Genomic DNA, 25,813 nt, shown 5'->3' with positions numbered 1-25,813 from the left:
GCGGCGCCGCGCTGGTGGAACCCGGCGCGGCGCCGTCGTTCAGCGCGGGTTCTTGCGGGGGTTCTTGCGCGCCCGGCGGCGCAGCAGCTTCGGCAGGGCCTCCGGCATCGGCTTGCGGGTGACCGCGGGGCTCGGGACCGGCTCCGCGGCCAGCGAACCGTCCGGCTGGGCGGCGGTCGGGGCGTCGGCGGGTTCGAGCCGCAGCACCCGGCAGGCCCGCGCCCAGCGCTCGATGACCTGCTCGGAGTCGACCGCGTTCAACCGCTTGGGCTTCAGCTCGGCGACCGCGGCCTCCCAGGCCGGGCTGCGCGGCGCGAGCTCCACCACCCGGGCCGTCCAGCCCACCAGCCGCCCGCCCTTGTCCTTGCTGCGCACCGTCACCGCCGCGGTGCCGCCGTCGGTCAGCCCGAGGCCGTCGAGCGGCTGTTCCATGAGTCCCATGCCGGCGGCCGGGCCGGCGTCGTCGGGGTCCGGGGCGCCGGCGTCGTACGAGCCGACCACGGTGGCGGCCCCCTCGTGCCACAGGTGCCACAGCGCCCTGGGCGCGCTCCGGGTGGCGCCGGCGGAGCCCAGCACCCAGATCAGGCCGGACTTCTTCGTCGCCTCTTCGATCAGCGCCCGATCCGTGAGGGCCTGCTCCACGCTGTGCGTCATGAACCCAGCTTATGGGGTGGTTCCGCCCCCACCACCGGCCCGGCCACCCCCGCCGGCCCGGCCGCCCCGAGCAGCCTGCGGCAAGCATCAGTACCGTCCCGCCCCCGCACGCCTTACGCTGTCCCGCGTGCGCGTTCGACTGGCCGGCCTGGCGAGGCCGCGTAGCAGCGTTCCCCGAACCACGGCCGCCGGCGCCGCCACCGGTGCGGCCGGGGACGGCCGCGGTGGCGGTCGCGTCCCCGTCGACCTGGTGCTGCTCGGCGTCGCCATCGCCGGCATCTCGCTGTCGGCCCCGCTGATCGCGGCCACCGCGGCCCCGGCCCTGGCGATCGCCCTGTGGCGCAACGTCATGGCGCTCGGCGTGCTGCTCCCGGTCGCGCTCGTACGACACCGGGCCGAGCTGCGGACCATGGGTGCGCGCGCCGGCTGGCTGTCGGCCGCCGCCGGCGTGCTGCTCGCCGTGCACTTCGCGGTGTGGCTGCCGAGCCTGCACATGACGTCCGTCTCGTCCTCCACCGCACTGGTGACCACCACGCCGATCTGGACCACGGTGCTGCTCAGACTGCGCGGCCACCGCTCGTCGGGGCTGGTCTGGGCCGGCATCGGCGTCGCCTTCCTCGGCGTGCTCCTGCTCACCGGCGTCGACCTGGCGCTCTCCCCGCGCGCCCTGGCCGGCGACGCGCTGGCGCTCGCCGGCGGCATGGCGGGCGCCGGCTACATGCTGGTCGGCGCCGAGGTCCGGCGCACCGTCAGCACCACCGCCTACACCTGCGTCTGTTACGCCACCACGGCGCTGGTCCTGCTGGTGACCTGCCTGCTGGCCGGCGTGCGACTGGGCGGCTACGACGGTACGACCTGGCTCAAGCTGGCGGTGCTGACGGTGGCCGCCCAACTCCTCGGCCACTCGATCATCAACCGGGTGGTCGGCGGACTCGGCCCCACCGTCACCGCCACCGGCATCCTCCTGGAGACCCCGGGCGCGGCCCTGATCGCCGCCCTGTGGCTGGGCCAACACCCGCCGGCCGCCGCCTACCCGGCCCTCGCCGTCATCCTGCTCGGCCTGGCCCTGGTGGTCATCGACGGCCGCAGCAAACGCCCGACCTGGGCGGCCGGGGAGCGGCCCGTACGGGGCCCGGAGGCTCGTACGGACCCGTGAAGCCCGTACGACCAGCAGGCCCGTACGGTCAGGCCGAAGGCCGAGCCCCGGCTACAGCCAGCCGTTGCGCTTGAAGCCGCGGTGAATGGTGAAGCAGATGCCGACGATGAGCGTCAGCACCGCCGGATAGCCGTACTTCCAGCGCAGTTCGGGCATGTGGTCGAAGTTCATGCCGTACACGCCGCAGATCATGGTGGGGACGGCGATGATGGCCGCCCACGCGGTGATCTTGCGCATGTCCTCGTTCTGCGCGACGGTCGCCTGGGCCAGGTTGGCCTGGAGGATCGAGTTGAGCAGGTCGTCGAAGGAGAGCACCTGCTCGTTGACGCGCGCGAGGTGGTCGGCCACGTCCCGGAAGTACTTCTGGATGTCCGGGTCGACCAGCCGCATCGGCCGCTCGCTCAGCAACTGCAAGGGCCGCAGCAGCGGCGAGACGGCCCGCTTGAACTCCAGCACCTCGCGCTTGAGCTGGTAGATGCGGCCGGCGTCGCCGCCGCGCGCCGAGCCGCGCCCGCTCTTGGCGGCGCTGTTGGTCGCCGAGAACACGTCGATCTCGACCTCGTCGATGTCGTCCTGCACCGCGTCGGCGACCGCGATGTAGCCGTCCACCACCTGGTCGGCGATGGCGTGCAGCACCGCGGACGGACCCTTGGCCAGCAGGTCGGGATCGTCCTGGAGCCGGTGCCGCAGCGCCCGCAGCGACCCCTGCCCGCCGTGCCGCACGGTGACGATGAAGTCCCGGCCGGTGAAGCACATCACCTCGCCGGTCTCCACGATCTCGCTGGTGGCGGTGAGTTCGGCGTGCTCGACGTAATGGATGGTCTTGAAGACGGTGAACAGCGTGTCGTCGTAGCGCTCCAGCTTGGGGCGCTGATGGGCGTGTACGGCGTCCTCGACGGCCAGCGGGTGCAGCCCGAACTCCTGGGCGATGCCGGCGAATTCACGCTCCGTCGGCTCGTGCAGCCCGATCCACGCGAAGCCGCCTTCGGCCCGCACCCTGGCCATCGCCTCGGTCGGGCTGACGTGCTGGCTGACCCGCCTGCCGTTGCGGTAGACGCCGCAGTCGACGATGGCGCTGGTGACCGAGGGATCGCGGGTGGGGTCGTAATCGGGTGTGGTGTGGCCCCGCCGCAGGGCGGGGCGGACGGCTGCGCGCAGGTCACGGATCATCGACATACGGACTCCTCAGCGGGCCGGTCGTCAGCGGCGAAGCGCGGTGCGCAGCGCGGTCCGGAAAGTGGACGTACGGTGCGTCTTTGGGCCGTACGTCCGCAAAGCGGACGGCGCTCCGTGTGCTAGGCGCTGACGTGTTCCGCACGGCGGAACACGGAAACACGGAATGAAGCGGATGACGCTGCTCTTCCGTACAGATGGCGCGGGCGCGAAAAATTCCTCAACTTCCCTCCCCGGCGCGGGGTTTCCCCTCGGGCGAGCCGGGTACGGAAGGGTGCAGATCACACAGCGGAGGAGCGCGTCCCGAGCGGGAGGACGGGAGAACAGTCGGTACTGCGAGGTCGACTCGGGTCCACCGCAGCCCCACCTCCTCCGGCCGGTCCCCCGTAGGGGACAACGTATGTCCCTGATCAGGCGCCAAGGCTACCAGGGGCGTACGACAGCGGCGTGCCGCTTTGCCGCTTCGATACGGGTTCTATGCTCGCCGCATGGCGAATGTTCTTGAGCTGGTCGAGGCCCGGTTGCAGACGGCGCTGGGCAGGCCCGACGCCCGCGCCGCCATCACCTTCCTCGGCACCGACCGCATCGAGGTGCTGCGCTTCGTCGACGGTACGGGCGCCGATGCCCTCGTGCGCTACGCCACGCTCGGCATGTCCGGCCAGCCCATGGCGGACCCGGCCGACCCGCTCGCCGACCCGGTCCGCGGCCCCCGCGCCGAGTTGCTGCTCACCGTGCGCGCCGGCCGCGCCGACACCGACAAGGTGCTCAGGCCGCTCGCCGTACTCGCCGCATCGCCGCAGGTGGAAGGCGTCGTCGTGGCGCCGGGCGGCTCGCTGGACGTGGGCGAGCCGCTGTGGCCTGGGGCCCCGTTCCAGTCGGTCCTGGTGGCCGCGCCCGGTGGCCTGGTGCCCGACCTGGAACTCGATGCGCCACTGGACCCGGTGCGCTTCCTGCCGCTGCTGCCGATGACGGCCAACGAGGCCGCGTGGAAGCGGGTGCACGGGGCCGAGGCCCTGGAGTCCCGCTGGCTCGCGGCCGGCACGGACCTGCGCGACCCCCTCCGCGCCGCGGTCGCCCTCCAGGACTGACGCCACGTCAAATCCCGGGCGCGGCGCCGGTGGACGGTGCTCGGGTGGGTGCGGCCCCGGAGTCGGAGGGGCCTGTGGATGCGGATGCGGGTGCGGGTGGCTGCTGGGGGTTCCCCGCGTCTGATCCTTCGGTTCTGCTCTCCGGGCAGTAATTGGCCTTTTGTGTGCGTTAGTTGGCTGGGGCGAGGCGGGTCGGGGCGCGGCGGGGCGCCCGGTGGTCGGTGTAGGCGCGGGGGCGTCGTGCCGCCGTGATGCCGGCGCCGGGCGGGGGCGCGAGCGCCGCGACGCCGCAGGAGGGCCGCAGGGGAAAGGGGCGCGGTGGCGCCTTCGCGCGCGTTGCGCGGTGCTTCTCTCGCTCCCCTCGCTGCGTGGGGAGCGGTGCCGTTTCGGCGCATTAAGTTAGCGAGGCTAATTGATTCATGTTGCACCCAGTTCTGTCCGGTGGGGCGGGCCGGACGAGTGATCGTCCTTGACGTGGCGACCGGTGGGGAGGACCGTTGACGACTATGAGGGGCGAACCCAGTTGCCCGAAGTGCGGTGGCCGGGTGCGGGCGCCCGGTCTGTTCGCCGACTCCTGGCAGTGCGGGGTGCACGGAACGGTGCACCCCCTCCAGCCGGTCGTACCGCCGAGCGTCGAAGCACTCGCCGTCGTGGTCAGCCGTGCCCAGGTGCCGGTCTGGATGCCCTGGCCGCTGCCGGTCGGTTGGCTGTTCACCGGTGTGGCCTGCGCGGGCGACGACCGCAGCGGCGGGCGCGCCACGGCCGTGGCCTGTTCGGGCCCCGGGCCGCTCGGCGGCCCCGGCGAGATGCTGCTGATCGCCGAGGAACTCGGAGTCGGACTCGGCGCGAGGTACGCGGGGATCGACGGCCCCGACCCCGGCCCCGGCATGTGCGTGGACAAGCCCCCGCACACCAAGGTGCTGGCCGCCGGCCGGCCCACCCCGCTGTGGCACGTGGCCGGCTCCCCCGACGACCGGGCCGTCTTCGCCGGCGAGGCCCGCGGCCTGTGGCTGTGGATCGTGGTCTGGCCCGAGCAGGCGGGGCTGCTGCTGTACGACGAGTTCGTCCTCACCGACCTGCGGGACGCCGGCGCCGAAGCGGACCTGTTGCCCTGCGGGGCGCTCTCGCCGCGGGTGCTCTCCTGAGGACGGTGGCCGGCCGTCGCACCTGCCGCGCCCTGGGGCCGCAGGCCGCGCGCGTACGACGCCCGTGGCCGCTGAAACGCATACCGGCGGGCGGGTGGTCGCGCGGAGCCGGCGCGGGCGGGCGGCTGGGCGCGGCTGTGCGTACCCCGCCGGGCGATCGTGACGGCGTGGGTGGGGGCGTCGAATCGCCCCGGTACAGTGAAGGGCGTCCCCGTCATCCCCGTCGACCGCCTTGGAGTCTGCGTCGTGCGCATCGACCTGCACACCCACTCCACCGCGTCCGACGGCACGGACACCCCCGCTGAGCTGGTGCGCAACGCCGCGGCCGAGGGGCTTGACGTCATCGCGCTGACCGACCACGACACGGTCGCCGGGTACGCCGAGGCGCGGCGCGCGCTGCCCGCCGGGCTGACCCTGGTCACCGGCGCCGAGCTCTCCTGTCGGCTGCGCCTGCCGGCCGGCGCCGACCCGGACGCGCCCGCCGACGGGATCAGCCTGCACATGCTGGCCTACCTCTTCGACCCGGCCGAGCCCGAGCTCGCCCGCGAGCGCGAGCTCGTCCGCGACGACCGCACCCCGCGCGCCCGGGCCATGGTCGAGAAGCTGCGCGCGCTCGGCGTGCCGATCACCTGGGAGCAGGTCGCCCGGATCGCCGGCGACGGCGCGGTCGGCCGGCCCCACGTGGCGGCGGCGATGGTCGAGGCCGGCGTGGTGGCGACCGTCTCGGACGCCTTCACCGACCAGTGGCTCGCCAACGACGGCCGGGCCTACGTGGAGAAGCACGAACTCGACCCGTTCGCGGCGATCCGCCTGGTCAAGGCGGCCGGCGGGGTCACCGTCTTCGCCCATCCGCTGGCGCTCAAGCGCGGCCAGTGCGTGCCCGAGAGCGCGATAGCCGAGCTGGCGGCGGCCGGTCTCGACGGCGTCGAGGTCGACCACATGGACCACGACGAGCCCACCCGCGCCAGGCTGCGCGGCCTCGCCGCCGACCTCGGACTGCTGACCACCGGCTCAAGCGACTACCACGGCAGTCGCAAGACCTGTCGACTCGGCGAGTACACCACCGACCCGGAGGTCTACGGCGAGATCATCCGCCGTGCGACCGGTGCCTTCCCGGTGCCGGGCACCGGTGGCTGAGCCCGTACGCGCTCCGTAGCCGCCCCCGGCGCCCGCTCGGCGTCCCGGGCCCCGGCCGCGCCCCGTAGCGCCCGGCCGCCCGTCGCGTCCTCGCTCCACCACTGACCCGCGCCGCCCACCGGGCCGCGCCGCGCCCGTCGCCGGGTGAGGCGCGTCCGGGCGCCGTCGGTCCGGACGGGGGCCGGTCACGGTCGGCGCCGCGGCGGGCCGGGGGCCGGAGCGCGGGCCCGCCCGCCCGGGCCGCTGCTGCGCGCGGTACGGCGCGTCCGCGTCGGGCCCCGGGTCCGCCCACGCCCCGTACTGCCCCGCCCCTTCCCCCTGTTCCGTCCCGTCCACTGTCCCTCGGCCTGTCCCAGGTCTCGGCTCTCTCCTCGCAAGGCACATCGTGTTCGACTTCGCTCTCTTCGGGTCCCTCTTTCTCACCCTTTTTGTCATCATGGACCCCCCTGGCATCACGCCGATCTTCCTCGGACTGACCTCGGGCCGTCCCCTGAAGGTGCAGCGCAAGATGGCGTGGCAGGCGGCCACCGTGGCCTTCAGCGTCATCACCCTGTTCGGCATCTGCGGCCAGCAGATCCTGGACTACCTGCACGTCTCGGTGCCGGCCCTGATGGTCGCCGGCGGGCTGCTCCTGCTGCTGATCGCGCTCGACCTGCTGACCGGCAAGTCGGAGGAGCCCACCCAGACCAAGGACGTCAACGTGGCGCTGGTGCCGCTGGGCATGCCGCTGCTGGCGGGGCCCGGTGCGATCGTCTCGGTGATCCTGGCGGTGCAGCACGCCGACGGCTTCGGCGGCCAGCTCTCCGTCTGGTCCGCGATCATCGCCATGCACGTGGTGCTGTGGCTGGTGATGCGCTATTCGCTGCTGATCATCCGGGTGATCAAGGACGGTGGCGTGGTCCTGGTGACCCGGTTGGCCGGAATGATGCTCTCGGCCATCGCGGTGCAGCAGATCGCGAACGGCATCACCCAGTTCATCCAGGCGGCCTGACCGCCGCAGCCCTGCCCCAACCGCTGCCCCGCCGCCCGCCGGGCCGGCCCCGCCCGCTGGTCCAAAGGGTCGGCGCCGCCCCCGCTCGCGGCCCGGGCCGCGGCCGTCGACGGCAGCCGGTCACCCCTCGTAGCGCACTGGTGACCGGGGTGTCCAGCGGATGGCTGGTGGGCGTATGACGACGCGAGGCGCCCCCGTACCGTGTGGTGGTACGGGGGCGCCTCGCGTGTGTGATGTGCGTCGTCGTGCGGGCGGCCGGTGGTGCTACCGGGCTGCGGAGTCGGCTGGACGGATGTAGATGCGCTGGCCCAACGAAGCGGCCTGCTGCACGATCCGGTTGACGGAGGCGGCGTCCACGACGGTGCTGTCCACGGCGGAGCCGTCGACGTCGTCCAGGCGCATGATCTCGAAGCGCAAGGCTTCTCCCTTCGTCTGATCCTCCTGAGGAGAACTGTGAGTGAGCGAACGCACCGCGACCTTGCGGTGCGTTCCACTAGAGAGAACGGGTTGCCCCAAGCAAACATTCCCTACGCTAAGGAAATTTTTCGACATGCTAATTACTAAGAGGTAACAGGAGTCGTTTGTGTTCGCTGTGTCACGGCCCGGACGAGGCCGCCATGCATGACGTCGAGCCCCCGGGCGGGGTCGACCTGACCGCGATCGCCGCGGGGATCGAGCGCACCAACGAGCTCCTGCAACGGGTGCTGGCCGAGGTCGCCACGACCCCGTCCACGCACGCGATCTTCGTGGACGCGGGGTACGTGTACGCGGCGGCCGGCCGGCTCGTCGCCGGGACCGAGGACCGCCGGGCCTTCGAACTGGACACCGAGGGCCTCATCGAGGCGTTCATCGACCGGGCCCGCACGATCTTCCCGGACAGCAGACTGCTGCGCGTGTACTGGTACGACGGCGCCCGCCGCCGCATCCACACCACCGAACAGCAGCGCATCGCCGAACTGCCCGACGTCAAGGTCAGGCTCGGCAACCTGAACGCCAACAACCAACAGAAGGGCGTCGATTCGCTGATCCGCTCCGACCTGGAGTCCCTCGCCAGGCACCGGGCCATCGGGGACGCGGTGCTCATCGGCGGCGACGAGGACCTGGTCTCCGCGGTCGAGGCCGCGCAGGGGTACGGGGCCCGGGTGCACCTCTGGGGCATCGAGGCGGCCACCGGACGCAACCAGGCCGAGCCGCTGCTCTGGGAGGTGGACAGCCAGCGCACCTTCGACCTGGAGTTCTGCAAGCCGTACGTGATGCGTCGGGCGGTGGCCACCGAACCGCCGGGCGAACTGGCCGGCGGCCACCTGCCCAGCCGGGACGACGTGCGCTTCGTCGGCGCCCAGGTGGCGGCCCAGTGGCTGGCCAGCCGCGGCCGGGCCACCCTCGCCGACCTGCTGCCCGGCCATCCCTACCTGCCGGGCTCGGTCGACCAGGAGTTGCTCATCGAGGCCGAGGCGCTGCTCCAGCTCTCCCTCCGCGCCCACGCCGACCTGCGCCGCGCGGTCCGCGACGGCTTCTGGGAGCACCTCCAGGCGCAGTACTGACCCCGGCCGCCCTCGGCCAGCGCTCCTGCGCGGTGTTCCTGTGCGGCGTTGCGGAGCCGCCGGCGCACGGCGAAGTGCCGTTCGGGGGAGGGGAGTTGAGGTGTCGAGTGGGGCGCTCGGTTGCGGCGGGGACGGTGCCGGTGTCGGATGGGGGCGGCGGTGCGGTGCGGGGCCCGTACCTGGTTCGGAGGTCAGGCCGTGCCGGGGTCCGGGGCGTCGGTGGCGCGTGTGCCGTACGCCGGTCGCGCCGCCCCCCGCGGGGAATGGGCGGTGGCGTCGGTCGCGCCGCCCACCGCACCGTCCGCAATGCGAGACGAGGCGTACGAGGAGTGGGACGGGGTGGGCGTGGGGCGGGTCGGTGGGGTGGGGGTGGGCTGCCAGAAGTCGAGCAGTGCCCGCGCGGTCTCGGCCGGCCGGTCCACCGCGGGGGAGTGCTCGGCCCCGGCGATGGTGCTGCGGTGGGCGCCGAGCCGCACGGCCATCTCGTCGAGCAGCGACACCGGCCAGACGTAGTCCACCGCGCCGGACAGCACGTGCACCGGCAGGCCCGCCGCGGCCAGCTCCGCCACCTGGTCCGGCTCGGTCATCAACTGCCGTGCGGTGGTGGCCAGTTGCTCGGGTCGGGTGGCCATCCAGCGCTCGCGCAGGAAGTCCCGTACGGCGGCGGGCAGCGTCTCGCCCGGCGCCTCCGGCGGGTCGAGCTCCTGCATCGCCTGCCACACCTGCGCCATGTCCCAGTGCGCCAGCGCATCGGTCAGCATCGCCAGCCTGGCCTGCTGCGCCTCGACCACCGCGGCCGGCCCCGAGCTCATCAGGGTGAGCGAGGCGAAGGCCCCGGGGTGACGCAGGACGGCCCGGCGGGCGAGCAGCCCGCCCAGTGAGTGGCCGAGCAGGTGCACGGGGCCGTCGGCCGCCACCGCAGCGGCCTGGGCCAGTACGTCGTCGGCGAGCGCGTCGGGGGCGTACGCGGCCGGATCGGCCGGGCCCTGGCTCTGGTACTGCCCGCGGCCGTCCACGGCGAGGACCCGGAGGCCGGCGGCGGCCAGCGGCGCCAGCAGCGTGATGAAGTCTTCCTTGCTTCCGGTGAAGCCCGGCACGAGCAGTACGACGCCGCTGACCGGCCCGTCCGGGACCGCGTCGTGCACGGCGAACGACCCGCGCTCGGTGGCCAGCGGATACGCGCGGGCGCACGGCGGGAGGGCGAGGTAGGGCGGCCTGCTCATGCCGTCGAGGCTAACCCCGCGCCCACCGCGGCGGCCGGCCGGTGGCGCGTTCGTCGCCGAACGTTCGGCGCCGCGTCAGGTGGCCGGACGGGGCGGCGGGGCGGTGCGCGATGTCCGTACGGGCCGGGGGCGGACGGCCGAGGGCCCGATGACGCGGAGTGCGTCATCGGGCCCTCGGGCCTTGCTGTCGTCGCTGCCTTGCCGCGGTCAGCCCTCCTGCGGGGCCTCGGAGCTGGCGGCGGCGCGGGAGCGGGTGCGCCGGCGGCGCGGCTTGGCGGCCGGCGCCTCGGTACCGTCCGCCGCGGCCTCGGCCACCGCGGGGGCCTCGGCAGCGGCCTTGGCGGGCGCCGCCTTCTTCGCCGGGCGGGACCGCTTGGCCGGCGCGGCCGTGGCCTCGCCGGTCGCGGCACCCGCAGCGGCGTCCACGGCCTCGACGGCCTTGGCCGGCGCCTGCCCGGCGCCGTCGGCCGCCGTCACCTGCTGGCCGGCACCGGCACCCGCACTGGAACGGGTGCGCCGGCGGCGGCGCGGGGTGCGCGGCGCGGTGGCCGCGGTGCCGTCCGCGGTGTCCACCGCGGCGACGGCCCTGGCCGCTCCGTCGCCGTCGGCCGGGGCAGCGCCGGTCTCGGTCGTGGCGTTGCCGGCCTCGGGCGTGGCACCGTCGAGGTTGACGCCGCCGCGCGTACGCCGGCGCTGGCGCGGGGTGCGGGTGCGCGCCGGGCGCTCCCGCTCGGCCGCCGGCGCCGCGGCCTTGCGACCGCGTCCGGCCCGGCCGCCGGTCTCGCCGAGGTCTTCGATCTCCTCGGCGGCGAGCCCGGCCCGGGTCCGCTCGGCCCGCGGCAGGATGCCCTTGGTGCCGCTCGGGATGGACAGCAGCTCGTACAGGTGCGCCGAGGTGGAGTAGGTCTCCTCCGGCTCGTCGAACGGCAGGTCCAGCGCCTTGTTGATCAACTTCCAGCGCGGGATGTCGTCCCAGTCGACCAGCGTGACGGCGGTGCCGGAGTTGCCCGCGCGGCCGGTGCGGCCGATGCGGTGCAGATAGGTCTTCTCGTCCTCGGGGGACTGGTAGTTGATGACGTGGGTCACGCCCTCGACGTCGATGCCGCGGGCGGCGACGTCGGTGCAGACCAGGACGTCGACCTTGCCGTTGCGGAAGGCGCGCAGCGCCTGCTCGCGGGCGCCCTGGCCGAGGTCGCCGTGGACCGCGCCGGCGGCGAAGCCCCGACGGGAGAGCTGCTCGGAGATGTCGGCCGCGGTCCGCTTGGTCCGGCAGAAGATCATCGCGAGCCCGCGGCCGTCGGCCTGGAGGATGCGCGAGACCATCTCCGGCTTGTCCATGGAGTGGGCGCGGAAGACGTGCTGGGTGATGTTGGCGACGGTCTGGCCCTCGTCGTCCGGCGCGGTGGCGCGGATGTGCGTGGGCTGCGACATGTAGCGGCGCGCGAGCGAGATGACCGCACCCGGCATGGTCGCCGAGAACAGCATGGTCTGCCGGCGGGCCGGCAGGAGCTGGATGATCTTCTCGACGTCCGGCAGGAAGCCCAGGTCCAACATCTCGTCGGCCTCGTCCAGGACGAGGCCGCGGATCTTGGAGAGGTTGAGCTTCTTCTGACCGGCCAGGTCGAGCAGCCGCCCCGGGGTGCCGACGATCACGTCGACGCCCTTCTTGAGCGCCTCGACCTGCGGTTCGTACGCCCGGCCGCCGTAGATCGACAGCACCCGCACGTTACGGACCTTGCCTGCGGTCAGCAGGTCGTTGGTGACCTGCTGGCACAGCTCGCGGGTGGGGACGACCACGAGTGCCTGGGGGGCGTCGGAGAGCTGGTCGGGAGTGGCCCGGCCGGCCTCGACGTCGACGGGAACGGTGACGCGCTCCAGCAGCGGCAGGCCGAACCCGAGCGTCTTGCCGGTGCCGGTCTTGGCCTGGCCGATGACGTCGGTGCCGCTGAGCGCCACCGGGAGCGTCATTTCCTGGATGGGGAAGGGGGACGTGATGCCGACGGCCTCAAGGGCTTCGGCGGTCTCGGGGAGAATCCCGAGTTCTCGAAACGTAGACAGGATGCTTGCCTCTTCTGTGAGACGCGGCGCGAGGCGGCGGAGGGGGTCGTACCGCACCGGGTACTTGTGCCGACCGGGGACGGGCCGGATGGCGCGGGACCACTGCCTCCGCTCGGGCGCGCACACCGCGAGCGGTTCCCTCTCGCCGTGCGTACGTCTCATACGCGCCGCGTGGAGGGCGGTCGATTTGGAGCCGATCGGGCCACCGACCGGGCATCCGCATGCGTGGAACGACCCGCCGGTAAGGGGCGGGCTCCTTACCACTGTACCCCGGATACGACGGTCCATCCGGAGGCTTGTTTGAGTGCGACGATGAACACACTCGCCGCCGGCCGGCACCGCCGGGGTTGACCAGGGGCTTCCAGCGGCGCGCCGGCGGACTATTGTGCGCGTCATGGAGACGCCCAACGCCGCTGACAGCACGCCCGACGCCGCCCCCGAGGCCACCGGAATCGCCGCCCAGGACTGGGCGCAGGCCTCCACCCAACCCCAGTACCGGGCCGCGGTGATCGATCTGCTCGGTGCCCTCGCCTACGGCGAGCTGGCCGCCTTCGAGCGCCTGGCCGAGGACGCCAAGCTCGCGCCGACCATCGACGACAAGGCGGAGCTGGCGAAGATGGCGTCGGCCGAGTTCCACCACTTCGAGCGGTTGCGGGACCGGATCGCGGCGATCGAGGCCGAGCCCAACGAGGCGATGGAGCCGTTCGCCGCCGCGCTGGACGAGTTCCACCGCCAGACGGCGCCGTCGGACTGGCTGGAGGGCCTGGTCAAGGCGTACGTGGGCGACTCGATCGCCAGCGACTTCTACCGTGAGGTCGCCACCAGGCTCGACACCGACACCCGCGCCCTGGTGCTCCAGGTGCTCGACGACACCGGGCACGCCACGTTCGCCGTGGAGAAGGTGCGGGCCGCGATCGAGGCCGACCCGCGGGTGGGCGGGCGGCTCGCGCTGTGGGCCAGGCGGCTGATGGGCGAGGCGCTCTCGCAGGCCCAGCGGGTGGTCGCGGACCGCGACGCGCTCTCCACGATGCTGGTGGGCGGCGTGGCCGACGGCTTCGACCTGGCCGAGGTCGGGCGGATGTTCTCCCGGATCACCGAGGCCCACACCAAGCGGATGGCGGCGCTGGGCCTCGCGGCCTGAGCCGCCCGCCGCGCCCGAACACGCCACGGCGCCCCGGCCCACGGGCCGGGGCGCCGTCGTGTCCGGGCGCGGCTAGACCGTCGCGGAGCGGCGGAGCCGTCGGGTGGGGCGGCGGACCAGCAGCGAGAGCGCCGCGACCGCCATGATCAGGGCCGCGGTCAGGGTGGCCAGCGGGTGGCCGCCGCCGAGCACCGAGTGACCGAGCAGGGCCCCGAAGAGCGCGGCGCCGGGGCCGGTGGAGAGCACGAGCTGGGTCGTGGGCAATCGCCGGGGCAGCCAGCGCAGTGCCGCGACGGCGACCGCGAGGCCGATCAGTACCGAACCGAGCGCTTCCAGGACCATGTGCTGCCTCCCGAGCGAGCCGTGAGCAATCGCAAATCGGTCGTAGCCGGTACTACCCCGAGCACGCTCGCGGCAATCCTTATGTCGACACGTCGACGTGATGGTCAAAGACGGTCGCTGCGGAGCGGCGCTGGGTGGTGCGGGGTGGTGCGGGACGGGACAGAGGCTGCGCTGCGGGTGGGTGGGCGGCGCGGTACGGGGCCGTGCGGGCGGGCCGGGGCTGTGGCGGAGCGACGTGGGCGGCCGGGGTGATCGGTTTGGTCGGTTTGGTCGAGGCGGCCGGGGTGGCTGCGGCGGCCGGCCGGTGGGGCTGGTGAGGGGGCCGCGCCGGTCGGGGCGGTGGGGCTGGTGCGCGGGGGCGGGTACGCCGACGGCGGGGCCGGTGGATCGTCCACCGGCCCCGCCGTCGAGGTGTCTGGTGCCGCTGCGCCTAGAGCGCGCTGAAGCCCACCTTGCGGACCGACTGCTCGCCGATCTCGACGTAGGCGAGCCGGTCGGCCGGGACCAGGACCTTGCGGCCGTGGTCGTCCACCAGGCTCAGCAACTGCGCCTTCCCGCTGAGCGCGTCGGCCACGGCGCGCTCGACCTCCTCGGCAGTCTGCTCGCTCTCCAAGACGATCTCGCGAGGCGCGTGCTGCACGCCGATCTTGACCTCCACGGCCATGTCCCTCCGACGGTCCGGGTTACCCCTGGCCACCGGGCCAGGGGAGGTGCGCGGTGCCCGCGCCGTACGGACACATTAGCCGTAGTGCGGGGCGTGACCCCGGGCCCCGGGGCAGGCCGCGGGAATCGCGGCGGTCGACCGCGGCCCGGAGCGGCGGGCCGGGTCGGGGAACGGTAGGCGCAGGCGCCGCCTCGGCCGGCCGGCGGCCCGGTGGGGCGGCCCGCTGGCGGGGCGGCTGCCGTGCGCCGACGGCACGCCCGCGGGTGCGCGTACCCGCCCGCGTGAGGCCACCGGCCACCCGCCCCGTCATGCGGCGCCTGGTGTCCGCAGCAGCCGCGCGTACCCGCGCAGGCCCGTCCGCCCGCGCGCGGCCGGCGCCCCTCGGGGACTGTCCCTGGGTGCGCCGACCCTGCGCGCACCGTCCGTGCGCTGCCCGTACGAGTACGCGCACGTACGCGCGCGTGGAGCGGTCAGTCCGTCTCGGCGAAGGGGTTGTCCGCGCCGTGCAGCGGGAAGCCGGCGATGCCGCGCCAGGCCAGCGACGTGACGAGTTGCACCGCGCGGTCGCGCGGGATGTCGCTCTCGCTGGAGAGCCAGTAGCGGGCCACGACCTGCGAGACGCCGCCGAGCGCGACGGCCAGCAGCATCGACTGGTCGGAGGGCAGTCCGGTGTCCTCGGCGATCACCTCGGAGATCGCCTCGGCGCACTGGAGCGAGACCCGGTCCACGCGCTCGCGCACCGCGGGCTCGTTGGTCAGGTCGGACTCGAAGACGAGGCGGAAGGCGCCGCCCTCGGCCTCCACGTAGGCGAAGTACGCGTCCATCGTCGCCGTGACGCGCAGCTTGTTGTCCGTGGTCGAGGCGAGCGCGGTGCGCACCGACTGGAGCAGGGCCTCGCAGTGCTGGTCGAGAAGTGCCAGGTAGAGGTCGAGCTTGCCGGGGAAGTGTTGGTAGAGCACCGGCTTGCTGACCCCGGCGCGTTCGGCGATGTCGTCCATCGCCGCCGCGTGGTAGCCCTGTGCGACGAAGACCTCCTGGGCGGCGCCCAGGAGCTGATTACGTCGGGCTCGGCGCGGCAGGCGCGTGCCTCGCGGGCGCGCCTCGGTCTGCTCGATGGCTGTCACGCCGCCTCCCAGGTGGGTCGTTCCATGCACGGTGTTCACCGCACCCGCCATCGTACTTTTGGGTAACCGGGGGCGCGCGGCCCGTGCCGAGAAATTCACGGACCCCCCGCTCACGGAAGCCGGCAAGAGGGATGGAACGCCGATAGCGGATTATCGATAGTCATCCTCGTCGGCGGCCACGACGCGGTGCTGCTCGGCGACGTCGGCCGGGTTGGCGGCGGTCGGATCGACGTCGTACGCCGGCTCGTCCTGGGTCGGTGCGAGGTCAGTGCGCTGCTCGGCGGTGTCCGCCTCCGGCGCCTCCACGCTCCGGTCGGCGACGGCGGGGGCGGTGGTCCCGGCGGCTTCACTGGCTTCGGGCTGGCCCTCCGCCGACCCTTCCGTGCGGAAGGCCAGCGGGTCGGTGGGGTCGATCGGCTCGTTGCGCATGCGGCTCCCCTTCCCGGGCGGGCGCCGTCCATCCCTGGTGGGCGCCCTCCTCTTCTTCCGAGCGTACGAGCCGTTTTCTGTCGGCGCTATGCGCTAAAGGTCCGGATCGCCCCGGGCGGCCGACGGGGCGATCCGCGCTCGATCGGGGCCCGACCCGGGTCAGTGATGGCGAACACACGAACGTGCCGCGTGATCGTCTCGTAACATTGCTCCATGTCTTCCAGCAGTGACGCGTCGGACGGCCCGTACGGCGTACCGGCCCCGGCCTCCCCGCTCGGCGCGGGGGAGCGGCTGCGCGAGGTGCGGGTGGACGGGTTCACGCTGGCGGTGCGGTCCCGGCCGCCCGCCCGCGAGGGGTTGCCGCCCGCGCTCTACGTGCACGGCCTCGGCGGTGCGTCCGACAACTGGTCGCTGCTCATGGCCGACCTGGCCGACGTGGTCGACGGCGAGGCCGTCGACCTGCCGGGGTTCGGGTTCTCGCCGCCGCCGGCGGACGGCCGCTACTCGATCGCCAGCCACGCCCGCGCCGTGACCCGGCTGATCGAGGCGCGGGGCCGCGGCCCGGTCCATCTGTTCGGCAACTCGATGGGCGGCGCGATCGTGACCCGGGTCGCCGCGGCCAGGCCCGACCTGGTGCGCACGGTGACGCTCGTCTCGCCCGCGCTGCCCGAGGTGCCGCCGCAGCGGACCGCGGTGCCCACCGCGCTGCTCGCGGTGCCCGGCGCCACCCGCCTCTTCCGCCGGCTGACCCGGGACTGGACGGCCGAGCGGCGCACCTACGAACTGCTGGCGCTGTGTTACGGCGATCCGAGCCGGGTCGATCCAGCGCACCTGGCGGTGGCCGTCGCCGAGTTCGAGCGGCGTCTTGAGCTGCCGTACTTCTGGGACGTGCTAGCGCACTCCGCGCGCGGCGTCGTCGACTCGTACACGCTGGGCGGTCAGCAGTCGCTGTGGCGGCAGGCCGAGCGGGTGCTGGCGCCGACGCTGCTGGTGTACGGCGGGCGGGACCAGCTCATCTCGATCCGGATGGCCCGGCGCGCCAAGGCGGTCTTCCCCGACGCCCGGCTGCTGACCCTCCTCGACGCGGGTCACGTCGCGATGATGGAGTACCCCGAAGCGGTCGCGCGGGCCTTCCGTGAACTGCTCACCGACCTCGAACTGCGCGCGAAGGTGGAGCCCGTGGAGCCTGTCGAAGCCAAGGACGCCGCGGCCCCGCGCCCGGTGCGAGCCCCCGCCGACGGCGCGGGCCAGGGCGCGGGCAGGGGCGCTGCGGCACGTGGGTAAGCACCGCGCCCGCGGCCCGCGGGCCCGCGACGGCAGGTCCGCAGGGGCCCCCGCCCCGCGCCCCCAGCCGCCCGCCGCCTCCGGCGCGGAGCCGGGGACGCCGACCGGCGACGGCCCACTCCGCGCCCGCCCGGCCGCGCGCGGAGTGCCCCACCCCGGGGACACGCCCGCGCACGGCATGCCCACCTTCGGGGGGCGCTTCCCCGCGGGGCGTAACCCCGCGGCCGATCCGACGCCCGGCCCGCACCCCGGCGAAGGCCGGATACCCCGCCCCACCGCGAACCGCCCCACCCAGAACCGCCCCGGAGGCGACGGGTCGGGGCGGGGCGCGGCGTACCCGGACGGGACGCCGGCGCAGGGCACGCCCTTGGTCGGGCCGCTTGCTGACGGCACCCCGCCGCATGGCACACCCTTCCTTGACGGCACCCCGCCGCACGGCACCCCCGGTGTGGCCCGGCGGGGTGGGGCGCAGGTGGGTGGGCCGGCGCGTGGGGGGCATCCCGAGCAGCGGGAGCCCGGCGGCGGCTGGGGCGCGCTCGGTGCGGCCGGGCGGCGCGCGGGCGCAGCCGGTGCCGGGGCCGATGGCGCCGCCGGCGGTGGGGCGACCGGCAGCGGTGACGCCGGGGACGGTGCGGCCGGCGCCGGCGCGACCGGCGGCGGTGTCGGACCGGTGCGGCGGCCGATGGCGTCCGGGATGCCCGGGCCGCGGCGGGAGTACGTGGAGGCGTTCGACGGGCCGGCGGCCGGCGGGGTGGCCGATGACGGCACCGCCGCGGCGGTCGCGGCCGGGGCGGTCGGCTCGGCCGGGGCTCCGGCCCGCGGCCCGCGGCCCGCGCCTGGGCCGACGGGGCCGGCCGACCCAGCCAATCCGGCAGGTCCGCGCGATCCAGCCAACCCAGCAGGTCCGGGCGATCCGGCCCACCCGGCACGGCCGACCGGGCCGACGACCAGGGGCACCGGGCGGGCGGCTTCGACCGCGGCCGGGCCGGCCACCGTGCCGCCGGCCCGTACCAGCGGTGAATCGGCGGCCGGTGGCCCCGCGGGGCCCGGCTCCACGGGCGGGGGCGCCGCAGTGCCCGCCGGCGGCGGGGCGGGGCGGTCCGACGACGAGCCGCCGGCCGGCGCGCGCCGGCGGGCCGGGCACGCTGGTTCGGGCGGCAAGGGGCGGACGTTCGCCGGGATCGCGGCGGCAGCGGTCACCACGGTGCTCGCCGTGGTGGTCGCCGGCCAGGTGACCGCCGGTTCCGACGACGACGCCAGGGCCGCCGGCGGCGCCACCGAACGGGCCGAGGAACCGAGTGCCAAGCGCGAGGGTCGACCGACGCCGCCCGCGCCGCCGCCCCCGCCCTCGTACGAGGAGAAGCTGGCGACGAAGTTCCCGCTCAGCCCCGGTCTGAAGGGGTCGGGCAAGTTCACCACCGTGCCCGGGCGGGACAAGGCGCCGGGTCGCGGTGAGGTGGTGCGCTACCGGGTGGACGTGGAACAGGGGCTGCCGCTGGAGACGGAGCTGTTCGTGCGGGCCGTTCAGGAGACCCTGAACGACAACCGGAGTTGGGCCAACGGCGGGCGGCGCACCTTCGAGCGGGTCTCATCCGGTGACGCCCGGTTCGTCATCAGCCTGGCCAGCCCCGGCACCACCGGCGTGTGGTGCGCCAAGTCCGGTCTCGACACCACGCAGGACAACGTCTCCTGCGACTCGGCGGCCACCGAACGCATCATGATCAACGCCTATCGGTGGGCGCAGGGCGCGGAGACCTTCCGCGACGACCAGACGCTGATCTACCGGCAGATGCTCATCAACCACGAGGTGGGGCACCGGCTCGGCCGCGGCCACGAACAGTGCGGCAAGGACGGCGCGCTGGCGCCGGTGATGATGCAGCAGACCAAGGTGCTCAAGACCGGCAACGCCACCTGCCGGGCCAACGCCTGGCCGTTCCCGGACGCAAAGGGCGGCAAGCAGCGCTAGCGCCGGGGCGCCGGCGGTCGGCCCGTCGGCGCCGCCCGGACGCGGTGCGCAAAGGGCCTGGCCCGCGGCCCGTACGCGCCGGTGGGAGGTGGGCGCCGGCGCCCGTGAGAGATCGACTGCGGGCGTCGTTCGGCGGCCGGCGCGGTGGGGCCGCGGCCGGTCCGGGCCGCGGAAGGAAGGGCGGGCGCGGCTCGTGCGTGCCGCGCCCGTGCGGTGATCACCAGGGGTTTCGTCGCTCGCCACGCGGAGTTGTGCGCTCCGCCGGCTGGTGTTGGCCTCTGCCGCCGTCCGTTCGGCCGGCGAGACAAATCGTCTCTATATTCGAGACATCTTTGCCAGGTGGCGAAAAATCGTTCAGTCTTCTCGGCATGTCGCGCCGTCCTGTCCTTGAGACCGTCAGCTTCGAGCTGGCGCTCATCGGCGTGGCCGGGCACGCAGTCGCCGACGTTCACTGTCGCTAGCGTCCCCCTTCGCCGCTCCCCGCCCCTTGGGGCCCAGGAACGGTTTCTCTCCGCGCGGCCGGGCCGCGCAGCCCACGGCCCAAGCGCCGTCCCGCACTTCACTTCACCCCACTCGCATCCGCCCCCGGACGGTGCGGCCCGCCCGGTCGCGGCGTGCCGTGATCCGGCGGGCCCGGATGCCTCCTGCTGCGAAAGGCGTTTCTCGTCATGCGTCAACTGCCCCTCATATCCCGCCGCGTGGCCGCGGCGGCCGTCAGCGTCGTACTGCTGGGCGGCGTGGCCGCCTGCGGGCCCGAGGACAGTGACAACAGCAGCGGTGCCAAGGGCGGCAAGGACGGTGGTGAGCTGAGCAAGGGCGGCACGCTCACCATCCTCAACCGGCAGCCCCAGTCGGACTTCGACCCGGCCCGGCTGTACACCTCGGGCGGCGGCAACATCCCCGGGCTGGTCTTCCGCACCCTGACCACCCGCAACCGCGAGGACGGCCCGGCCGGCGCCAAGGTGGTGCCCGACCTCGCCACCGACCTCGGCAAGCCCAGCAAGAACGCCACCGTGTGGACGTACACGCTCAAGGACGACCTCAAGTACGAGGACGGCTCCAAGATCACCACGGCGGACATCAAGTACGGCATCGAGCGCTCGTTCGCGGCCGAACTGTCCGGCGGCGCCCCGTACCTGCGCGACTGGCTGATCGGCGGCGACACCTACCAGGGCCCGTACAAGGACAAGAAGGGCCTCGACTCGATCGAGACGCCCGACGAGAAGACCATCGTCTTCCACCTGCGCAAGCCCGAGGGCGACTTCCCGTTCGTGGCCACCCAGACGCAGTTCGCGCCGGTGCCCAAGGCCAAGGACACCGGGACCGCGTACGAGAAGCACCCGATCTCCTCCGGCCCGTACAAGGTCGTCGAGAACAGCGGCGACGGCGAACACATGGTCTTCGAGCGCAACCCGCACTGGTCGGAGAAGACCGACGCGGAGCGGCACGCCTACCCGGACAAGGTGGAGGTGAAGTCCGGGCTCGACTCGGCCGTCATCAACCAGCGGTTGTCCACCGGCTCCGGGCCCGACGCCGCGGCCGTGACCACCGACACCAATCTGGGGCCGGCCGAGCTCGCCCAGGTCAGCGGGGACAAGAAGCTCGCCGACCGGGTCGGCACCGGCCACTTCGGCTACACGAACTACCTGGCCTTCAACCCGAAGGTCAAGCCGTTCGACAACCCGAAGGTGCGGCAGGCCATCAGCCACGCGATCAACCGCACCAGCGTCGTCAACGCGGCCGGCGGCTCCTCGCTCGCCGAGCCGGCCACCACCTTCCTGCCCGAGCGCGACTACTTCGGGTACGTGCCCTACGACCACTTCCCGGCCGGCAAGACGGGCAACCCGGAGCAGGCCAAGAAGCTGCTCAAGGAGGCGGGTTACGAGGACGGCCTGACGGTCACCCTCACCCACTCCACCGCCAAGGACTTCGCCACCAGCCCCGAGGTCGCCACGGCCGTGCAGGAGGGGCTGAAGAAGGCCGGCATCACGCTCAAGCTCCAGGGCCTGGAGGACAACGACTACAGCGAGAAGATCCACAGCGTGCAGGACGCGCCGGGCTTCTACCTCTCCCAGTGGGGCGCCGACTGGCCCGCCGGCGGGCCGTTCCTGGCACCGATCTTCGACGGTCGACAGATCGTCAAGGACGGCTCCAACTACAACCACGCGCAACTCAACGACAAGGCCGTCAACGCCGAGATCGACGCCATCAACAAGCTGACCGACCTGAAGGCCGCGGCCAAGCGGTGGGGCGCGCTCGACAAGAAGATCGGCGAGCAGGCGCTGTCGGTGCCGCTGTTCCACCCGGTCTACAAGCGGCTGTTCGGCAAGGACGTCAAGAACATCGTGATCAGCGACTGGACCGGCGTGCTCGACGTGTCGCAGGTCGCGGTCCGGTGATCTGGGTGCGTACCACCTCCGCCGGGACCGCGCCCTCTGCCGGGGCAGCCCGCACCGTGACCGCCACCGCGGTGGCCCCCGGGGAACCCTCGTGACCAGCGACGTCCTGGCCACGGCCGAGGCGGGGGCCCCGGTCCCCGCCTCGGGCGCCCGGCAGGTGTGGCGGCGGCTGCGGCGGCGCAGGGCAGCGGCCGTCGCGGCCACCGGCCTCGCCCTGCTCATCCTGCTCGCGCTGGCCGCCCCGCTGCTGTCCGCGCTCACCGGCCAGGACCCCGACGCGTACCACGACGACCTGGTGGACTCGGCGCGCGGCGGCGTACCGCTCGGCTCCTGGGGCGGGATCAGCGGCGAGCACTGGCTCGGCGTCGAACCCGGCACCGGGCGTGACCTGTTCATCCGCCTCGTCTACGGTGCCCGCATCTCGCTCCTGGTGGCCTTCGGCGCCACCGTCCTCCAGGTGCTGCTCGGCGTCGGCATCGGCATCGCCGCAGGTCTCGGCAACCGCCTGGTGGACAGCGTGCTCAGCCATCTGAGCGATGTGTTCCTCGCCCTGCCCACGCTGGCGTTCGTGATCGCGCTGACCGCCGTGGTGCCCGGGGACTTCCCGCGCCCGCTGCTGCTCATCCTGGTCATCGCGCTCTTCGGCTGGGCCGGCACGGCCCGCATCGTGCGGGCCCAGACCCTCTCGCTGAAGAAGGCCGACTTCGTCGCCGCGGCCCGGCTCGGCGGCTCCGGGCCGCTGCGGGTGGCCCGCCGCGAACTGCTGCCCTCGCTGGCCGCGCCCGTGATCACCTACGCGGCGATCCTGCTGCCCAGCAACATCGTGGCCGAGGCCGGCCTGTCCTTCCTGGGCGTCGGCATCCGGCCGCCCACCCCGTCCTGGGGGCAGATGCTGTCGTCGGCGACGACCTGGTTCAGGGCCGACGCGGCCTACGTACTGCTCCCCGCCGGCCTGCTGTTCCTCACCGTGCTCGCCTTCACGGTGCTCGGCGACGCCCTGCGGGTGGCGCTCGACCCGCGCGAGGCGTCCCGGCTGGGCGCCGGCCGCCGCCGCCCGCGCAAGGCCCGGAAGGGAGACCCGGCATGATCACGTACCTGCTGCGCCGGGTGCTGGGCGCCGTCCTGGTGCTGTTCGTCCTGTCCGTCGTCGTGTACGCGCTGTTCTACGCGGTCCCCGGCGACCCGGCCAAGCTCGCCTGCGGCCCGCGCTGCAACCCCGAGCAGATCGCCCAGGTCCGCGACCAGCTCCAGCTCGAAGACCCGCTGTACGCGCGCTACTGGCACTTCATCCAGGGCCTGTTCACCGGCCACGACTACTCGACCGGCACCAGCGTGCTGCACTGCAACGCGCCCTGCTTCGGGCTGTCGTACCAGAACGACCAGCAGGTCACCGAGCTGATCTCGCAGCGCATCCCGGTCACCGCTTCGCTCGCCTTCGGCGCCATGGTGCTGTGGCTGATCCTGGGGGTCGGCACCGGCCTGGTCTCGGCGCTGCGCCGGGGCGGGATCACCGAGCGCGTGCTGACCTGGTTCACGCTGGCCGGCACGGCGACCCCGGTGTTCATCATCGGCCTGCTGCTGCTCATGCTCTTCTGCGCCCAGCTCCGCTGGCTGCCCTTCCCGTCGTACGTGGCGCTGACCGAGAACCCCGAGCAGTGGGCCTGGAACATGCTGCTGCCGTGGACCGCGCTCGCACTCATCGAATCGGCCAAGTACGCGCGGCTGACCCGCAGTTCGCTCCTTGAGACGCTGGCGGACGACCACATCCGCACCTTCCGCGCGTACGGGGTCTCCGAGCGCGCCATCGTCACCCGGCACGCGCTGCGCGGCGCGCTGCCCCCGGTGATCGCGCTGACCGCGATGGACCTGGGGACCCTGTTCGGCAGCGCCATGCTCACCGAGACGCTCTTCGGGCTGCCGGGCCTCGGCCAGCTCCTGGTGCACGCGGTGCGCGACATCGACCTGCCCGTGGTGATCGGCGTGGTGCTTGTCACCGGTGCCGCCGTGGTCGTCGCCAACATCGTCGCCGACCTGCTCTACGCCGCAACCGATCGGAGGGTGACCCTGACATGAGCGCACGACAGACCAAGCGATCCGGGGGTGCCACGGTGCGGGTTGCCGCGGAGCCGGCCACGGAGCGGACGGGAGAGCGGGCCGCGGCTGCGCCGGCCGTGGAGACCGTGACGGTGGCGGCACCGGGTGCGGGGGCCGCGGTGGCGGCGACGGCCGGCGCGCCGCGTTCGGCGCCCACCGGGTCCGCTGCCGGGCCCGCCGGTGAACCGCTGGTGGAGGTCGTCGACCTCAGCGTCGGCTTCCCGGTCGGCGGCGATGCCGACGGCGCGCCGGACGAGGAGCGGAGCCGTACGGTACGGGCCGTGGACGGGCTGTCCTTCACGCTGGAGCCCGGGGCCGCGCTCGGCATCGTCGGCGAGTCCGGCTCCGGCAAGAGCACCGCGGCCTTCGCCCTGCTCGACCTGCACCGCGGGACGGGCGCGCAGGTCAGCGGCGCGGTACGGATCGCGGGCCGGGACGTGACGGCCGTCGACGACGCGGAACTGCGCCGCATCCGGGGCGGCGTCGCGGCCATGGTCTTCCAGGACCCGCTCTCCTCGCTCGACCCGTACCTGGCCATCGGCGACCAGATCGCCGAGGTGTACCGGGTGCACCACCGCGACGCCAGCCGGCGCGCGGCGCGGGCGCGGGCCGTGGAGGTGCTCGACCGGGTGGGCATCGCGGACGCGGCACGCCGCTCCCGCTCCCGGCCGCACGAGTTCAGCGGCGGCATGAGGCAGCGGGCGCTGATCGCCATGGCGCTGGCCTGCCGACCGAAGCTCCTGATCGCCGACGAGCCCACCACGGCGCTCGACGTCACGGTGCAGGCCCAGATCCTCGCCCTGCTCGCCGAACTCCGCGCGGAGACCGGCATGGGCCTGATCCTGGTCACCCACGACCTGGGGGTCGCCGCCTCCAGCGTGGACGACCTGCTGGTGATGCGCGCGGGCCGGGCCGTCGAACGCGGCACGCTCCGCACGGTGCTCGACGCGCCGCGCGAGCCGTACACCAGGTCGCTGCTCGCGGCGGTGCCGCGGGTCGAACAGCGGCGCGGTGGGGGTGCGAACGCGGGCGGGGTTGCTGGGAGTGGCTCCGGCGTGACCAGTGCGACCGGCGTGAGTGAGCCCGGTGCTGGCGAGGGCCGGGCCGACGGGACCGCGCTCGACGGCGCCGGGATCAGCAAGGTCGGGATCAGCAAGGGAGAAACAGGTAACTCCGAGGGCGGTTCTGCGGGTGCTGTGGAGGGCGGTCCTGCGGCTGCTCCTGAGGCGGGTTTGGCGGTCGGTTCCGCGGTCGGCGCCGCCGCGGGTGGTGCTGCCGGGGCCCGGGCGGTCGGGCCGGGGACGGCTGCCGCCGCCGCGGGCGCGGACGCCGCTGGAGCTGCCGAGACGCTGCTCGAAGCGGTCGCGCTGCGCCGGGTGTTCGGGAAGCGGCGCGCCTCCGTGGTCGCCGTGAACGACGTGTCGCTGACGCTGCGCGCCGGCGAGACGCTGGGCGTGGTCGGCGAGTCCGGCAGCGGCAAGACGACGCTGGGGCGGATGCTGGTGCGGCTGCTGGAGCCGACCGGCGGCGAACTGCGTTACCGCGGACGCGAGATCGGCCGGCTGCGGGAGCGCGAACTGCGCCCGTTCCGCAGCGAATTGCAGATGGTCTTCCAGGACCCGGTGTCGTCCTTGAACCCGCGCCGCAGCATCGGCGAATCCATCGCCGACCCGCTCCGCGCGGCGGGCGCCCTGTCGAACGCGGAGATCATCGCGCGGGTGCGCGGGTTGTTGGAGCGGGTCGGGCTCGAACCCGACTGGTACCACCGCTACCCGCACGAGTTCAGCGGCGGCCAGCGGCAGCGGGTCGGCATCGCGCGGGCGCTGGCGCCCGAACCCCGGCTGATCGTCTGTGACGAGCCGGTCTCCGCGCTCGACGTCACCACCCAGGCGCACATCGTGCGGCTGCTCGGCGACCTCCAGCGCGAGTTGGACCTGGCCCTGGTGTTCATCGCGCACGACCTCGCCGTCGTACGCCAGGTCAGCGACCGGGTCGCGGTGATGCGCGGCGGGCAGGTCGTCGAGGAGGGGGAGACGGACGCCGTGTACGACGCCCCGCAGCACCCCTACACGCGGTCCCTGCTGGCCGCCGTGCCCCAACTCACCTCCGCGAAAGCCGCCGTATAGCGCGCGGCAACGGGATCGAGTCGAAAAAGTTACGACCGTTCACCCCTTCTGGTGGCGCGACGGACAACCGTCCGT

The 25,813-nt window shown here is 73.8% G+C and carries 22 protein-coding genes and 1 pseudogene; 14 read left to right on the top strand and 9 right to left on the bottom strand.

The features are described from left to right. Nucleotides 1–39 precede the first annotated feature (39 nt). Nucleotides 40–654, bottom strand: a complete 615-nt coding sequence (locus tag ACMA1D_RS29400) for a hypothetical protein (RefSeq protein ID WP_414727030.1) — start codon at nucleotides 652–654, stop codon at nucleotides 40–42. A 127-nt stretch (nucleotides 655–781) separates the two neighbouring features. On the opposite strand from ACMA1D_RS29400, the gene ACMA1D_RS29395 reads away from it, so the two are divergent. Next, entirely contained in the window at nucleotides 782–1,810 is a 1,029-nt protein-coding gene (locus tag ACMA1D_RS29395; RefSeq protein WP_414727029.1) for a DMT family transporter, read from the top strand. A gap of 51 nt (nucleotides 1,811–1,861) precedes the next feature. On the opposite strand, the gene ACMA1D_RS29390 is transcribed toward ACMA1D_RS29395, so the two are convergent. Next, nucleotides 1,862–2,986, bottom strand: coding sequence for a magnesium and cobalt transport protein CorA (locus tag ACMA1D_RS29390; RefSeq protein WP_414727028.1), 1,125 nt, complete (start codon nucleotides 2,984–2,986; stop codon nucleotides 1,862–1,864). A gap of 485 nt (nucleotides 2,987–3,471) precedes the next feature. Between ACMA1D_RS29390 and ACMA1D_RS29385 the strand changes: the two genes are divergently transcribed. The 4 genes from ACMA1D_RS29385 to ACMA1D_RS29370 all read left to right on the top strand — a co-directional run bounded on the left by ACMA1D_RS29385 (nucleotide 3,472) and on the right by ACMA1D_RS29370 (nucleotide 7,344). Then, a complete protein-coding gene (locus tag ACMA1D_RS29385; protein ID WP_414727027.1) occupies nucleotides 3,472–4,071 on the top strand; it encodes a suppressor of fused domain protein in 600 nt (199 codons plus the stop codon). A gap of 506 nt (nucleotides 4,072–4,577) precedes the next feature. Continuing rightward, nucleotides 4,578–5,216 carry a DUF6758 family protein gene (locus ACMA1D_RS29380; RefSeq protein ID WP_414727026.1) on the top strand — a complete coding sequence of 213 codons (639 nt, stop codon included), beginning with the start codon at nucleotides 4,578–4,580 and terminating at the stop codon, nucleotides 5,214–5,216. Nucleotides 5,217–5,462: 246 nt separating this feature from the next. Beyond that, the gene (locus ACMA1D_RS29375) at nucleotides 5,463–6,353 is read left to right on the top strand and encodes a PHP domain-containing protein (protein ID WP_414727025.1); all 891 of its coding nucleotides are present in this window, start codon (nucleotides 5,463–5,465) and stop codon (nucleotides 6,351–6,353) included. A gap of 385 nt (nucleotides 6,354–6,738) precedes the next feature. After that, a complete protein-coding gene (locus tag ACMA1D_RS29370; RefSeq protein ID WP_349996821.1) occupies nucleotides 6,739–7,344 on the top strand; it encodes a MarC family protein in 606 nt (201 codons plus the stop codon). A gap of 264 nt (nucleotides 7,345–7,608) precedes the next feature. Here the strand turns inward: ACMA1D_RS29370 and ACMA1D_RS29365 are convergent, their stop codons facing one another. After that, nucleotides 7,609–7,761 (bottom strand): hypothetical protein, encoded by a 153-nt coding sequence (locus ACMA1D_RS29365; protein WP_414727024.1) that lies wholly within the window; start codon nucleotides 7,759–7,761, stop codon nucleotides 7,609–7,611. Nucleotides 7,762–7,961: 200 nt separating this feature from the next. On the opposite strand from ACMA1D_RS29365, the gene ACMA1D_RS29360 reads away from it, so the two are divergent. Further along, nucleotides 7,962–8,888 carry an NYN domain-containing protein gene (locus ACMA1D_RS29360; RefSeq protein WP_414727023.1) on the top strand — a complete coding sequence of 309 codons (927 nt, stop codon included), beginning with the start codon at nucleotides 7,962–7,964 and terminating at the stop codon, nucleotides 8,886–8,888. Between the two features lie 377 nt (nucleotides 8,889–9,265). On the opposite strand, the pseudogene ACMA1D_RS29355 reads toward ACMA1D_RS29360, so the two are convergent. Both ACMA1D_RS29355 and ACMA1D_RS29350 read right to left on the bottom strand, forming a co-directional pair. Then, nucleotides 9,266–10,111: pseudogene (locus ACMA1D_RS29355) on the bottom strand (alpha/beta fold hydrolase); the annotation flags it as partial. Nucleotides 10,112–10,318: 207 nt separating this feature from the next. Next, nucleotides 10,319–12,331: a DEAD/DEAH box helicase gene (locus ACMA1D_RS29350; protein WP_414727022.1), complete on the bottom strand. Its 2,013-nt coding sequence runs from the start codon at nucleotides 12,329–12,331 to the stop codon at nucleotides 10,319–10,321. A gap of 232 nt (nucleotides 12,332–12,563) precedes the next feature. Between ACMA1D_RS29350 and ACMA1D_RS29345 the strand changes: the two genes are divergently transcribed. Continuing rightward, a complete protein-coding gene (locus ACMA1D_RS29345) occupies nucleotides 12,564–13,310 on the top strand; it encodes a ferritin-like fold-containing protein (protein ID WP_414727021.1) in 747 nt (248 codons plus the stop codon). A 72-nt stretch (nucleotides 13,311–13,382) separates the two neighbouring features. Here the strand turns inward: ACMA1D_RS29345 and ACMA1D_RS29340 are convergent, their stop codons facing one another. From ACMA1D_RS29340 to ACMA1D_RS29325, 4 genes are all read right to left on the bottom strand, one after another. Then, complete coding sequence (locus ACMA1D_RS29340) at nucleotides 13,383–13,652, bottom strand: hypothetical protein (protein WP_414727020.1); 270 nt, start codon at nucleotides 13,650–13,652, stop codon at nucleotides 13,383–13,385. A 430-nt stretch (nucleotides 13,653–14,082) separates the two neighbouring features. Further along, nucleotides 14,083–14,310, bottom strand: a complete 228-nt coding sequence (locus ACMA1D_RS29335; RefSeq protein WP_349996962.1) for a DUF3107 domain-containing protein — start codon at nucleotides 14,308–14,310, stop codon at nucleotides 14,083–14,085. Nucleotides 14,311–14,786: 476 nt separating this feature from the next. Next, on the bottom strand, nucleotides 14,787–15,440 hold the full coding sequence (locus tag ACMA1D_RS29330; RefSeq protein WP_414727019.1) for a TetR/AcrR family transcriptional regulator: 654 nt from the start codon (nucleotides 15,438–15,440) through the stop codon (nucleotides 14,787–14,789). 150 nt (nucleotides 15,441–15,590) lie between these two features. After that, nucleotides 15,591–15,869, bottom strand: coding sequence for a hypothetical protein (locus ACMA1D_RS29325; RefSeq protein ID WP_414727018.1), 279 nt, complete (start codon nucleotides 15,867–15,869; stop codon nucleotides 15,591–15,593). Between the two features lie 213 nt (nucleotides 15,870–16,082). On the opposite strand from ACMA1D_RS29325, the gene ACMA1D_RS29320 reads away from it, so the two are divergent. From ACMA1D_RS29320 to ACMA1D_RS29290, 7 genes are all read left to right on the top strand, one after another. Then, on the top strand, nucleotides 16,083–17,153 hold the full coding sequence (locus tag ACMA1D_RS29320) for an alpha/beta fold hydrolase (protein ID WP_414727017.1): 1,071 nt from the start codon (nucleotides 16,083–16,085) through the stop codon (nucleotides 17,151–17,153). 694 nt (nucleotides 17,154–17,847) lie between these two features. Then, on the top strand, nucleotides 17,848–19,119 hold the full coding sequence (locus ACMA1D_RS29315; RefSeq protein ID WP_414727016.1) for a DUF3152 domain-containing protein: 1,272 nt from the start codon (nucleotides 17,848–17,850) through the stop codon (nucleotides 19,117–19,119). A 368-nt stretch (nucleotides 19,120–19,487) separates the two neighbouring features. Continuing rightward, the gene (locus tag ACMA1D_RS29310) at nucleotides 19,488–19,580 is read left to right on the top strand and encodes an Ms4533A family Cys-rich leader peptide (RefSeq protein WP_414727015.1); all 93 of its coding nucleotides are present in this window, start codon (nucleotides 19,488–19,490) and stop codon (nucleotides 19,578–19,580) included. Between the two features lie 207 nt (nucleotides 19,581–19,787). Next, nucleotides 19,788–21,518 (top strand): ABC transporter substrate-binding protein, encoded by a 1,731-nt coding sequence (locus tag ACMA1D_RS29305; RefSeq protein ID WP_414727014.1) that lies wholly within the window; start codon nucleotides 19,788–19,790, stop codon nucleotides 21,516–21,518. Nucleotides 21,519–21,609: 91 nt separating this feature from the next. Next, nucleotides 21,610–22,605, top strand: a complete 996-nt coding sequence (locus tag ACMA1D_RS29300; RefSeq protein ID WP_414727013.1) for an ABC transporter permease — start codon at nucleotides 21,610–21,612, stop codon at nucleotides 22,603–22,605. Continuing rightward, complete coding sequence (locus ACMA1D_RS29295; RefSeq protein ID WP_414727012.1) at nucleotides 22,602–23,591, top strand: ABC transporter permease; 990 nt, start codon at nucleotides 22,602–22,604, stop codon at nucleotides 23,589–23,591. The genes ACMA1D_RS29300 and ACMA1D_RS29295 overlap by 4 nt, the downstream gene beginning before the upstream one ends. Then, nucleotides 23,588–25,738, top strand: coding sequence for a dipeptide ABC transporter ATP-binding protein (locus ACMA1D_RS29290; protein WP_414727011.1), 2,151 nt, complete (start codon nucleotides 23,588–23,590; stop codon nucleotides 25,736–25,738). Before ACMA1D_RS29295 ends, ACMA1D_RS29290 begins: the two co-directional genes overlap by 4 nt. The last annotated feature ends 75 nt before the right edge of the window (nucleotides 25,739–25,813 follow it).

Origin of the sequence: Streptomyces sp. 796.1 (assembly GCF_047525675.1) — a bacterium.
In the GTDB taxonomy this organism is placed as follows: domain Bacteria; phylum Actinomycetota; class Actinomycetes; order Streptomycetales; family Streptomycetaceae; genus Streptomyces.
Note: the sequence above shows the minus strand (reverse complement) of the source record. Positions and strands in the feature narration are given on the sequence as shown.